The sequence below is a fragment of the Iodobacter sp. CM08 genome (genome assembly GCF_033446605.1).
In the GTDB taxonomy this organism is placed as follows: domain Bacteria; phylum Pseudomonadota; class Gammaproteobacteria; order Burkholderiales; family Chitinibacteraceae; genus Iodobacter.
The window spans coordinates 77,075-89,709 of record NZ_JAWQUO010000015.1 but is presented as its reverse complement, the minus strand read 5'-3'; the positions used below and the strand labels follow the sequence as shown (position 1 = coordinate 89,709).

The following is a 12,635-nucleotide window of genomic DNA, read 5'->3' as shown; positions in this document are numbered from 1 at the left end:
CAGAACGCAAAAACGGCAAGCCCGAAAGCTTGCCGTTTTCACTGATTCTGGAGGAGAGAGGGGGATTCGAACCCCCGATACTCTCGCGAGTACGCCTGATTTCGAGTCAGGTACATTCAACCACTCTGCCACCTCTCCAAAGAGGAGACGAATTCTAGCGCAATTTTTACCCAAGGCAAAGCAAAGTTTGTGCTTTAGGGAGGAATTAGTGCAGAATGCGGCCGGTATCAACAAACGGGATGCGCATGAAACATTTGCTCATGGCTCTAGCAACAGTTGTCCTAACGGGTTGTGGCGATATGCCGCAGCAATCTTCCAACCAGGTTCTTCCTTGGGCAGAATCACAAGAACTCGTCGTACTGGTACAAAACGGTCCGACCACACTCTATGTCGATGCTGAAGGCAATTACGCAGGCTTGGAGTACGACCTCGTTACTCGCTTTGCACTAGCAAATGGGCTGAAGGTGCGTTTTATCGTGACCAACAGCTATGCCGAGTTGTTATCCAGGCTAAAGCAGCATGAAGCTCACTTTGCGGTGGGTGTGCAAAAAGATTTTGAAGGAGCAGGCTTGGCATTTGGGCCTGCTTACCAAAGCATTGAACCTGTCTTGGTTTACCCAAGCAGCCGCTCCGCCAGCAGTGTTTTAACTGAGCTGACAGCGGGTGAGGCTTTGATTAGCACCTTGCCACAGTATGTGATGGCGCTGAATAAGCTAAAGGTCAGCAAGCCCAATCTCAATTGGCAGATCGTCGAAGATGGTGATAGCGAAGATTTGATTGAGCGCGTGGCCAATGGTCAGCTTAGCTACGCCATGGTTGACTCGCACGCTGCTGATGTTGCGCAAAATTACTTCCCTAAAGTGGCGATTAGCCGTGAAATGGGCTCTGCTCAGCAGTTGGCTTGGGCCGTGCCTGAGGGCGATAGCGAGCTGTATGGCTTGTTCCAAGGCTTTTTTAGCAAAATAGCTAAAAATGGTGAGCTGCGCAGCTTACTCGATCGATATTACGGCCATGTGAATCGCCTTGCGCAAGTTGATGCGATGGCGTTTTTGGATAAGCGCAAAGCCACTTTGCCACGCTATAAAAAGTGGTTTAAAGAGGCGGAAACAAAAACCGGCTTAGATTGGCGCTTAGTGGCCGCGCTGTCTTATCAGGAATCGATGTGGGATCCTGAGGCGGTGTCAATGTCGGGTGTGCGCGGCATGATGATGCTGACCAACGATACGGCTGAGCGCTTAGGTGTGAACCGCCTAGATCCCTATCAAAGTATTCAAGGTGGGGCGCGTTATATCCAAACCATGAAAGACAGCTTGGCAGAAAACATTACTGAGCCAGATCGCACTTGGCTGGCCCTTGCCGCGTACAACGTAGGCCTTGGCCACTTGCTCGACGCACGCGCCTTGGCCGTGAAGCTAGGCAAGAACCCAGATAGCTGGGTAGACGTGAAAACCACGCTGCCACTGCTGCGTAATCCGCAGTACTTTAAATCGGCCAAATACGGCTATGCCCGTGGTGGCGAGCCGGTTATTTTTGTTGAGCGTCTACGCACTTATTACGACATCCTAGTGCGCTTTGAAAGCCCTGTGCAAAGCACTATGCCGATACTTAGCGAGAATGTTGTGGTGCAAAACCCAAATAACTTACCGCTAAATATCAACAATCGTGTGCTGGCCGCTAAGCAGGTTCGTACTGCGGCTTTGTAAACCTTACGGCTTAGGGTGCTTTATGCCCATGCTTTGAGTCGCGGTGCGCTGGCGTGGGCAAGGTAAGGCTTTTTGCCCACCCTACAATTGCAGCTTGGTAGGCGTGATAGCGAGTCTTATGCGGGGGCATGGTTTTACCTGATTATGCCTCTTGCTCAATTTCATTATAAATATCGTAGGGCGGGTGAAACCCGCGTATTGCTTCAGCATCGCTCGCGGGTTTCACCCGCCCTACACATTCAAAAACCAAGCCCAACACTCAAGAAACCCATTTGCGCAGAGTCCATTGAGCAAGAGATATAATCGTGCTTTTATGCCTAAGCGTTGAGTCGCTGTGGGCTGGCCTGGGCAAGGTAAGGCTTTTTGCCCACCCTACAATTGCGGCTTGCTAGGTGTGATAGTGAGTCTTATGTAGGGTGGGCATGTTTTTATGCCCACGCGTTGAGTCGCGATACGCTCGTGTGGGTAAGTTGCCTAGTCTAAAAAAAGGGAGCCGCTTGGCTCCCTTTTTAATTTTTTACAGATTAAAGCTTACTTCAAACGCTCATAGCCCGGTAAAGTCAGAAACTCGACAAAATCCTCGCTGGTGGTCAGCTCGTCAAACATCTGCGCGGCTTCATCTAGGGTGCTGGCAAAGCGGCCGCTGGTGTGGATCTTGGCAACCTCCTCAGGAAGCCACTGGCGGAACAACTCCTTGCTAACCTTGCGGCCATCGTCGAGCACGCCTTTGGGTGATCTGATCCATTGCCAGATTTGCGAGCGGCTGATTTCTGCGGTGGCGGCGTCTTCCATTAGATTGTGAATCGGTACGCAGCCAAGGCCGGAAATCCACGCGGCTAAATATTGCACGCCCACGCTGATATTGCCGCGCAAGCCGGCCTCGGTAATCGGTGCGCTTGGCTGAAAATCGAGTAAATCGCTGCCAGAAATCTGCACATCAGGGCGTTGCTTGTTGATTTGATTGGGTTTGCTGCCCAGTACCTTATCAAAGGCCGCCTGAGCGATCGCTACCAGGCCTGGGTGAGCGATCCAGCCGCCATCGTAGCCATCATTGGCATCGCGCTCTTTGTCGGCACGCACTTGCTGCATGGCTGTTTCATTGGCGGCTTCGTCGTTTTTGATCGGGATGACCGCGCTCATGCCTCCCATCGCTGGCGCATTGCGGTGATGGCAGGTTTTAATCAGCAGCAGTGAATAAGCGCGCATAAATGGCACAGTCATGGTGATTAGGCTGCGATTAGCGAGGCAGAAGTCGGTATTGACGCGGAATTTCTTAATGCAGCTAAAGATGTAATCCCAGCGGCCAGCATTCAGGCCTGCCGAGTGCTCACGTAGCTCGTAAAGGATCTCGTCCATTTCAAACGCGGCGAGGATGGTTTCGATCAGGACTGTACCCTTGATGCAGCCGTGCGGTGCGGCCAGCTCAGCCTCGGCCCAGGTAAATACATCATTCCAGAGCCGTGCTTCTAAATGCGATTCCATTTTTGGCAGGTAGAAATAACACGATGTACCTTGGGCTAGACGATATTTAAGGTTATGAAAAACCGCGAGGCCAAAATCAAATAGCGAGCCCGACATGATTTCGCCATCAACTTCAATGTGCTTTTCCATCAAATGCCAGCCACGCGGGCGCAGAATCAGCGTGGCGATTTCTGGATTAAGTTTATATTCTTTGCCTTCCGCAGAGCGGTAGGAGAGCTCTTTGCGGTAAGCGTCTTTGACGTTGATCTGGCCTTCAACTTGGTTTTCCCAAGTAGGGGTATTGGAGTCTTCAAAATCGGCCATAAACGATTTTGCACCGGAGTTCAGCGCATTAATCATCATCTTGCGCTCAACTGGGCCGGTGATTTCGGTGCGCCTATCCAGCAAATCGGCGGGCAGGGCAGAGATGCTCCAATTGCCATCGCGGATATGTTGGGTGTCGGGTAAAAAATCAGGCACTTCACCCGCATCGATGCGGGTTTGGCGATTGACGCGAGCGGCCATCAGCTCACGGCGGCGCGGCTCAAAACTACGGTGCAGCTCAGCTAAAAAAGCCAGCGCATCGGGAGTAAGAATAGGGGCAAAGGCCGAGCTGACAGGCCCTAGAACTTGAATGCCTGCTAGTGTGTTGGTCATGATCTTTCCCTTATTTTTAGAGGGAAAACCCAAACCTTGAAACACGGAGAACACGGAGGACACAAAGTTTTACGGAGAAAACCAAGAGGGTTTTCTCCGTGGCTCTCCGTGTTCTCCTTTTCCTCCGTGTTTTAAGAGCTGGGTTTTAGGTTTTAATGAAACTGCTCTTCTTCAGTCGAGCCTTTCAGTGCGGTGGTAGAAGACTGGCCTTGCTGGATCACTTGCGTGACCGAGTCAAAGTAGCCTGTGCCTACTTCACGCTGATGTTTCACTGCGGTAAAGCCACGGTCTGCTGCTGCAAACTCGGATTCTTGCAGCTCAACAAAGGCACTCATGCCGCGGCGAGCGTAGCCGTGGGCAAGGTTAAACATGCCGTAGTTCAGTGCGTGGAAGCCCGCTAAGGTAATAAACTGGAATTTGTAGCCCATCTTGCCTAGCTCCGCCTGGAAAGTGGCGATGGTGGCGTCGTCTAGATTCTTTTTCCAGTTAAACGATGGTGAGCAGTTATAGGCTAGCAATTTGCCAGGGAATTGCGCATGGATAGCCGAGGCAAACTTACGTGCGTATTCCAGATCTGGCTTACCTGTTTCACACCATATAAGATCAGCGTAAGGAGCATAGGCTAGGCCACGGCTGATCGCTTGCTCTAGACCTGGTGTGGTTTTGTAGAAGCCTTCTGGGGTGCGCTCGCCGGTGCAAAATGGCTTATCGTTGGCATCCACATCGGAGGTCAGCAAATCAGCCGCTTCTGCATCGGTACGTGCAACAACTAGCGTTGGCACGCCCATGATGTCGGCAGCAAAACGCGCTGCAACTAGTTTTTCTACCGCTTCACGCGTTGGCACTAATACTTTGCCGCCCATGTGGCCGCATTTTTTAACCGATGCCAGCTGGTCTTCAAAGTGAACGCCAGCAGCACCCGCTTCGATCATAGATTTCATCAGCTCGTGCGCATTCAGCACGCCGCCAAAGCCCGCTTCTGCGTCGGCTACGATAGGGGCGTAAAAATCGATGCTGTCGTCGCCTTCGGCGTGATTGATTTGGTCGGCACGGGTCAGCGTATTATTGATGCGGCGCACCACCAGTGGCACTGAGTTGGCTGGGTAGAGAGATTGGTCTGGGTACATTTCACCCGCGATGTTTGCATCGGCGGCCACTTGCCAGCCGGATAGATAAATCGCTTTTAAGCCAGCCTTAATTTGCTGCATGGCTTGGTTGCCAGTTAGCGCGCCTAAAGCGTGTACATAAGGCGTTTCGTTAAGCAAAGACCATAGCTTTTCTGCGCCTCGGCGGGCCAATGTGTGCTCCACTTGCACGCTACCGCGCAGGCGTTCTACATCGGCGGCGGTATAAGGGCGGGTGATGCCTTTCCAGCGCGGGTTAGTATCCCAGTCTTGCTGGATGGCTTGGATTTTTTGTTCCTTCGTACTCATAACAATACTCCCTAATGGGTGATGGGCTGCATGTCTAAGTAAAGCATTTTATAGCCGTGTTGCAGAGTTATTTTGCAGTGCACCATTCGATTGTAGTTATAAAATGTTGACTACATATTGGGGCTTTCATGTACTTTTTTTGTAGTAAGAATTGAGTCAAGTAGTGGTCAATAAGTGCTTGAAATGACAAGAAAATAAGCTTTGAATTAATCCACCTTAAAACGACTGTTTTAAAAGCATAAAGTTGCAAAATAATGGATAAATGTAGTTTTTAATATATTTTTATTTGTCAGCTACATGCTGCTAAACAGGTGTTTGAAGAAAAAACTGCGTAGAAAAATGTAAATTTTTTGAGTGTTTTTGTGGCAGATTAGCTAAAAAACATCTGAAAAAAAGGATAAAAATGCTCAAACCGCTGTGCTCAGCGGTGTATTGAGTTGATTTCCTAGACTTAAACTGCACGCTCTTACTATCTATGCTCTTGAAATGCTCCGTGATAACCCCATCTGCCTTTGCATGTTTGAAATAGTTTTGACTGGAGTTCCCTATGAGCAACGAAACTGAACAAGTACAAGAAGTATTGGCTGCCACTGCTGATATAGCTGTTGATGCGAGCCTTGAAGCATCTAGCGAAAGTAATACTTTAGATGCACAGTTAGCCACTGCAACTGCAGATATTGAGAAAGCCCGTCAAGACGTGCTGTATGCCAAGGCTGAGGCAGAAAATAATCGCCGCCGTGCACTTGAAGAAATCGACAAAGCCCGCAAATTTGCGGTTGAGAAATTTGCGATGGAATTGCTGGCGGTAAAAGATTCGCTAGAAATGGCGTTGAGCGATCAAACCGGTGATGTCGATGCCCTGAAAAATGGCGTGGAACTCACTTTAAAGCAGCTCACTGCGGCGTTTGAGAAATCGCAATTGATCGAAATTAACCCAATGGGTGACAAGCTAGACCCGCATAAGCACCAAGCGATTGCGATGGTGCCAAGCGAAAGCGAGGCGAACACCGTGGTGCAAGTCATGCAAAAAGGCTATGAGTTAGCTGGCCGCGTGATTCGCCCTGCGATGGTGATGGTTTCAGCGGCGAAGTAATTTTATGAATGGGCACGGCATGCCGTGCCCCTACTTGAAAATGTTTGTGGCATCCCCATTTTGTAAACATGGTTGTTAATTTACCGCTGCCTAAGGGCAAGCGAAGACAAGGAAAAATTAAAAATGGCAAAGATGATTGGTATTGACTTAGGCACAACAAACTCTTGCGTGGCAGTGTTTGAAAATGGCCAGCCTAAAGTAATCGAAAACGCTGAAGGCACACGTACAACGCCGTCTATTATTGCTTATCAAGAAGACGGTGAAATCTTGGTTGGTGCTCCAGCTAAGCGTCAGGCTGTAACCAATCCAAAAAATACTTTGTACGCGGTAAAGCGTTTGATTGGCCGCAAGTTTGAAGATAAAGAAGTACAAAAAGACATCGACCTGATGCCTTTTGCCATTGTTAAAGCCGACAACGGCGACGCATGGATTTCGGTACGCGACAAAAAAATGGCCCCGCCACAAATCTCCGCAGAAGTACTGCGCAAGATGAAGAAAACCGCCGAAGATTACCTTGGCGAAGAAGTAACAGAAGCGGTTGTAACCGTGCCTGCTTACTTTAACGATGCACAACGCCAAGCAACTAAAGACGCTGGCCGTATCGCGGGCTTGGATGTAAAACGTATTATCAATGAGCCAACAGCCGCTGCGCTGGCTTTTGGTATGGATAAGCACGAAAAAGGCGACAGCAAGATTGCTGTGTATGACCTGGGTGGCGGTACATTCGACGTATCCATCATCGAAATTGCTGATGTAGATGGCGATAAGCAATTTGAAGTATTGGCTACCAATGGCGATACTTTCTTGGGTGGTGAAGATTTCGACCAACGCATCATTGATTACATCATTGATGAATTCAAGAAAGACACAGGTATTAACCTGAAGCAAGACGTAATGGCGCTGCAACGCCTGAAAGAAGCGGCGGAAAAAGCCAAAATTGAATTGTCGTCCACCACACAAACAGAAATCAACCTGCCGTACGTAACGATGGATGCGTCAGGCCCTAAGCACTTAACGCTGAAAATTACTCGCGCTAAGTACGAAAGCTTGGTTGAAGATTTAGTGGCACGCACCATTGAGCCTTGCCGCATTGCATTGCAAGACGCTGGCCTAAAAATTACTGATATCGATGACATCATCTTGGTTGGCGGTCAGACCCGCATGCCTATGGTGCAAGATAAAGTTAAAGAATTCTTCGGTAAAGAAGCACGTCGTGACGTGAATCCAGACGAAGCCGTTGCTGTAGGTGCTGCATTGCAAGGTTCCGTATTGTCTGGCGATCGCACTGACGTATTGCTGCTGGACGTTACACCGTTGTCGCTGGGTATTGAAACCATGGGTGGCATCTTGACTAAGCTGATCAAGAAAAACACCACGATTCCGACTAAGGCATCGCAAGTGTTTTCTACTGCAGAAGACAACCAAACCGCAGTAACCATCCACGTATTGCAAGGTGAGCGTGAACGCGCTTCGGCGAATAAGAGCCTAGGCCAATTTAACCTTGGCGATATTCCACCCGCAGCACGCGGTGTGCCACAGGTTGAAGTGACCTTTGATATTGATGCCAACGGTATCTTGCACGTAGGCGCTAAAGATAAGGCTAGCGGCAAAGAAGCGCGCATCACCATTCAAGCTTCTAGCGGTTTATCCGAAGCTGAAATCGAAGCAATGGTTCGCGATGCTGAGCTAAATGCCGAAGAAGACAAGAAGCTGACTGAATTGGTAGGTGCTCGCAACCAAGCAGATGGCATGGTGCACTCGGTGAAAAAATCACTGGCCGAATTTGGCGATAAGATTGGCGCGGACGAAAAAGCCAAGATTGAAGCGGCCATGGCCGAAGTTGAGCTGGTACTGAAAGACCACGCGGACGATAAAGAAAAGATCGAAGCGGCAACAGCCACGCTGACTGAAGCATCGCACAAATTAGCTGAGCAAATGTACGCACAGCAGCCTGAAGGTGCAGCAGCGGCTGGCGCAGCTGGCCCTGAAGCAGATGCTAAAAAAGATGACGGCAATGTAGTTGATGCTGAATTCACTGAAGTAAAAGATAAATAAGCACTGCTTATTTAAATGAAAAACAGGCCCGCTGATGCGGGCCTGTTTTTTTGCCAGCGAGATTTAGCTGAGTTTAAATCGGCTGATAGATTGTTTTAAGCCATTGGCTAATTGCACCAGCTTGTTCGATGAATTGGCAACCTCTTCTACTGCGGCGCGGTTTTCCTCGGCCATTTGTGCAATGCGCTCCACATTTTGAGCGAGATCGGTGCTTACTGAGCGTTGTTGAGATAAGGCGGAGGCAATATCGTTGATCGAGGTTTGCACCTTGATGGAGCCCGCTTTGATTTGATCCATCACCTGATTAGTGCGCCCTGATGCGCTAGAGACTTGGCTTACACTTTCTTGGCTAGATTGCATGCCGCTTACCGCTGCACGCGTTCCTTGTTGGATGGTTTGAATCATGCCGGTGATCTCTTGTGCAGAGCTGGTGGTGCGCTCCGCTAGTTTTCTTACCTCGTCAGCTACCACAGCAAAGCCTCGGCCTTGCTCCCCAGCACGAGCGGCTTCAATGGCGGCATTTAAGGCTAATAAATTAGTTTGATCGGCTACATCTTTAATGACGGTTGCAATATTGCCGATATGGATCGAGCTTTGCTCTAAATCAGCAATATGTGCACCGGTGCTATTGACGTTTTCTAATACGTTATCAATAAGCGTATTTGATTTTTTGACTTCTTCACTGCCGGAATTAGCCAGCAGCCCCGCCTCACTGGCCTGCTGGTTTGCTTCAGTTGCACTGGCAGAAACACTATCAATACTGACGGTTAATTGCTCTACCCCTGCTGCAGATGAAGAGGCAGATTCTGATTGGGTTTGGGAGCTAATGGCAACTTGCTGTGAGGCACTGGCTAGCAGGTCAGACATATTAACTAGCTCATCACTATTGCGGATAATTCCCTGAATGGTGGCTTTTAAATCGGCCTGCATTTTTGATAAATCTTTTTGCATGCTGGCCAATTCATCGTTGCCCTCCACATCAATATGTCCGCTTAAATCACCATGACTAATGCGGTCTAAAGCGCTACGCACATGGGCAACCGGAGTGGTAATGCTTTTGGTTAAAACAAGCCCCAGCGCAATGCCTAATGCAACAGCAATCAAAGTAAGAACAATAGATTTGGTTTTTATAGCGGCTAGCTCGTTGGCGCTAGAGACAAGTGCATCGTCTGAGAGTTTTCTATTCAAATCAACTAAGGCACTTAAGTCATCATCTACAATCTGAAATGCAGGGGCAACGCCACTAGTCAGGAGTTCTGAAGCGAGTTTGAAGTCATTGACCAGAGCCGCTGCCATGGCTGGCTTAGCGGCTTCAAGGTATTTGGGCCATTGATCATCAATTTTTTTTAGCAGTACTTTTTCTTCTGGGCTTAAATCAGTCGCTCGGTATTGATCGAGCAGTGTTTTCATTTTTGCTTCTTGGGTGCTTATGCGGTCTTTTATTTTAGCCATTTTTGCGTCATCAGGCTCAAGAGCATAGGCATAGAGCGCACGGTGATGATATATGGCCGCCATATTGGCATTGGCTACTGTGATTACAGGCAGCAGCTCATTATCGTGCATTTCCAGAGTCAGATGCTGCATGGATGCCGCCCCCTGAAAGCCTAAAATGCCCAAGATGAGCGTTAAAAGGGCGCAAAGTAAAAATCCGATAATGAGCCTAGTTGAAATAGCAAAGTTACTTAAAAAACTCATGATCAAACCTCTTTTCTTTGTAAGGAAATACATTAGGTATTCATAGCAACTTTAGTTGGCTTGTGCAAACTACAAGTCATCAAAGGTGGGGCTTTTGATTATTATCTTATGGTTTTGCCAGCTGGCCTTTTGAAAGGCGCTATTCATGTTATGCCAGATCGCTCTCACACGGTGCTGCACATTGCTCAGCACCCATCTTGTATTTATGGCTTCACTCTATATTTAATAGCTTATGTCGTACAACTTAGTAATACAGTCTATGTTCGTGATTTTTGTGTTTTTTATGTATTAGCTTATCTTTGCTATTTGATTAAGCCCCAAGCAATGTAAATCGGCTCATTGCTTGTTTTAAGCTACCGGCAAGTTTAAGTAGCATACTGGATGAGCTGGCGACCTCTTGTACAGCTGCGCTATTTTCTTCGGCCATTTGGGCAATTTTTTCGACATTTTGCGCCAAATCGCTACTTACTGATTTTTGTTGAAAAATAGCTGTAGAAATATCCCTTACCGCCTCTTGTACCTTGCCTGACTCTAGCTTGATTTGTTCCATAACCTTGTTGGTTTGATCAGAAGCAATCGCAACTTTTTCAAAGTGATTGCCCGATGATTTGCCCGATAAAGCACTCTGCCCTCCAAAACCAGCAACCATACTTGTGATTTCCATTGCGGAGTGGGTGGTGCGCTCGGCCAGTTTACGTACTTCATCGGCCACCACAGCAAAGCCACGGCCTTGCTCTCCAGCTCGGGCGGCTTCAATAGCGGCATTTAAAGCCAATAGATTGGTTTGATCGGCCACATCTTTAATAATAACGGCGATGCTGCCAATTTGAATTGAGCTTTTTTCTAGTTCAATTAGCTTGGCATTAACACCTTCTAATACCTCGCGAATTAAATGGGCGGAGTGGCTCACTTCGGCAGTGCCTGAATTGGCAAGCTGGCCTGCTTCACCCGCTTGTTCATTGGCAGTGGCTGCGCTTAAAAATACGCTATCAATGCTGCCGGAAAGTTGTTCTACGCCTGCAGCAGAGGATGCGGCTGATTCTGATTGTAATTGCGAGCTGGTGGCAACTTGCTCCGCTGCGGTGGCAAGGGCACTACTCATGGTGAGTAGTTCATCACTTTCATGAATCACATGGGCAATCGTTACTGATAGCTCTTTTTGCATATGCTGTAAGGCGGTTTGCATGATGGTGAGTTCGTCATGCCCGGTGATTTTGATGTTAGAGCCCAAATTACCTTGGCTAATTAAGCGCAGTGATTCTTGCACGCTTTCTAATGGATCATTAATGCTGGATGCAATTTTTTTGCCCAGAACAAAGCTAAGAACAATGGCTGCTGCGGTAATGAGTATCGCTTTGATAATTACAAAATGCATATGAGTTTTACTTTTTTCTAAAGATAATTCAGCGAGTTTTTTATTGAAATTAACTAATTCGCTTAAGTTGTTATCAAGGGTCTGAAAGACAGCGTGCACTTGATTGGCTATTAATTCAGAAGCAAGCTTACTATCCTTGGCTCGCCCTGCTGCGATAGCTGCTTGGGCCGCTTTGATATACGCTGGCCAAAAATCATCGGCTTTTTTTAATAGCTCTTTTTCAGTGGGGGTTAAGCTGGTGGAACGGTATTTATCTATTAGGGCATTATATTTTTTTTCATGCTCGCTCATGGATTGAAGAATAAGATCCATTTTTTTATCATCAGATTCTAAAGCATGGGCATAAAGAGTACGGTTATGATAAATCGCTTCCATATTGGCGTTGGCTAGATCCATAATCGGCACAAGCTGGTTATCGTACATATTTATTGATTCATCAAACATATCTTTGGTAGCAAGTATTCCTAACACACCAACTATGAGTGTTAGCAAGGAGCACAGTAGGAAGCCTGAAATCAGTCTTTTAAAAATTGAGTATTCGCGAAGAAGAATCATGTTGGTTCCTGTTGTATATAAGTAAGGAAAACATTGCTCTTGCTATTGATAGCTGAAATAGAGAGCGGATTCAAGCTACTTGCTAATGAATAATCCTAGGCGGTAAAATCTTAGCAATGAGGGAGCTAAAGAAGGGTATATGTTTAAAATTGGTTTGTAATTTATTAAGCGTGGTTATTTCTGCTTAGTCAGCATAGTTTATTGATAAGAGGTTTCTAGCTTAGATTGAGATGGCACGGATTTTTTGTGACAATTATATTGTGAGTGGTAAATTAAATGATAATTTTATAATTACCAATGGATAATTTTATTTTATGATATTGTTTGGCTGAAATAAACTTTTTACTCATTATGCCTTTTGCTTAATAGCGCCTATGCAAATCATTCTTTTAGAGTTGCACGCTGTTTGCTGTTTTTGTATTTATAGCGTGGGTGAAACCTGTGAGCAATACTCAATAAAGATGCGGGGCTCACCTGACTTACGATGCTTATGAGGCGTTTGAACAAGAGGTATGCATAATCAGTTATAGGTTTTTAAAAATTATGGCAATGTTTACTGGCAATCTGCTCCTTACTCATCTGGCTTGAGTTGCTGCTGCTTAATCTTT

Annotated in this window: 7 protein-coding genes and 1 tRNA gene; 3 read left to right on the top strand and 5 right to left on the bottom strand. The window is 47.2% G+C overall.

Annotation, left to right across the window (positions count from 1 at the left end; all coding sequences use genetic code 11):
- Positions 1 to 48: 48 nt before the first annotated feature.
- A tRNA-Ser gene (locus R6242_RS10510) sits at positions 49 to 138 on the bottom strand.
- A gap of 107 nt (positions 139 to 245) precedes the next feature.
- Here R6242_RS10510 and mltF point away from each other — a divergent pair.
- On the top strand, positions 246 to 1,703 hold the full coding sequence (mltF, locus tag R6242_RS10505; RefSeq protein ID WP_318426500.1) for a membrane-bound lytic murein transglycosylase MltF: 1,458 nt from the start codon (positions 246 to 248) through the stop codon (positions 1,701 to 1,703).
- Between the two features lie 531 nt (positions 1,704 to 2,234).
- Here the strand turns inward: mltF and aceB are convergent.
- Together aceB and aceA are read right to left on the bottom strand one after the other, a co-directional pair.
- On the bottom strand, positions 2,235 to 3,821 hold the full coding sequence (aceB, locus tag R6242_RS10500; protein WP_318426498.1) for a malate synthase A: 1,587 nt from the start codon (positions 3,819 to 3,821) through the stop codon (positions 2,235 to 2,237).
- Between the two features lie 152 nt (positions 3,822 to 3,973).
- Positions 3,974 to 5,254: an isocitrate lyase gene (gene aceA, locus R6242_RS10495; RefSeq protein WP_293935745.1), complete on the bottom strand. Its 1,281-nt coding sequence runs from the start codon at positions 5,252 to 5,254 to the stop codon at positions 3,974 to 3,976.
- Positions 5,255 to 5,801: 547 nt separating this feature from the next.
- Between aceA and grpE the strand changes: the two genes are divergently transcribed.
- Entirely contained in the window at positions 5,802 to 6,347 is a 546-nt protein-coding gene (grpE, locus tag R6242_RS10490) for a nucleotide exchange factor GrpE (RefSeq protein WP_318426495.1), read from the top strand.
- A 123-nt stretch (positions 6,348 to 6,470) separates the two neighbouring features.
- Positions 6,471 to 8,402 (top strand): molecular chaperone DnaK, encoded by a 1,932-nt coding sequence (gene dnaK, locus R6242_RS10485; RefSeq protein ID WP_293935747.1) that lies wholly within the window; start codon positions 6,471 to 6,473, stop codon positions 8,400 to 8,402.
- 63 nt (positions 8,403 to 8,465) lie between these two features.
- Here the strand turns inward: dnaK and R6242_RS10480 are convergent, their stop codons facing one another.
- Complete coding sequence (locus R6242_RS10480) at positions 8,466 to 10,097, bottom strand: methyl-accepting chemotaxis protein (protein ID WP_318426493.1); 1,632 nt, start codon at positions 10,095 to 10,097, stop codon at positions 8,466 to 8,468.
- A 310-nt stretch (positions 10,098 to 10,407) separates the two neighbouring features.
- On the bottom strand, positions 10,408 to 12,027 hold the full coding sequence (locus tag R6242_RS10475; RefSeq protein ID WP_318426491.1) for a methyl-accepting chemotaxis protein: 1,620 nt from the start codon (positions 12,025 to 12,027) through the stop codon (positions 10,408 to 10,410).
- Positions 12,028 to 12,635 lie beyond the last annotated feature (608 nt).

Bases quoted from the DNA above. Each gene is read 5' to 3' on its own strand.
- mltF (WP_318426500.1), top strand. From the start codon at position 246: ATGAAACATTTGCTCATGGCTCTAGCAACAGTTGTCCTAACGGGTTGT.
- aceB (WP_318426498.1), bottom strand. From the start codon at position 3,821: ATGACCAACACACTAGCAGGCATTCAAGTTCTAGGGCCTGTCAGCTCG.
- aceA (WP_293935745.1), bottom strand. From the start codon at position 5,254: ATGAGTACGAAGGAACAAAAAATCCAAGCCATCCAGCAAGACTGGGAT.
- grpE (WP_318426495.1), top strand. From the start codon at position 5,802: ATGAGCAACGAAACTGAACAAGTACAAGAAGTATTGGCTGCCACTGCT.
- dnaK (WP_293935747.1), top strand. From the start codon at position 6,471: ATGGCAAAGATGATTGGTATTGACTTAGGCACAACAAACTCTTGCGTG.
- R6242_RS10480 (WP_318426493.1), bottom strand. From the start codon at position 10,097: ATGAGTTTTTTAAGTAACTTTGCTATTTCAACTAGGCTCATTATCGGA.
- R6242_RS10475 (WP_318426491.1), bottom strand. From the start codon at position 12,027: ATGATTCTTCTTCGCGAATACTCAATTTTTAAAAGACTGATTTCAGGC.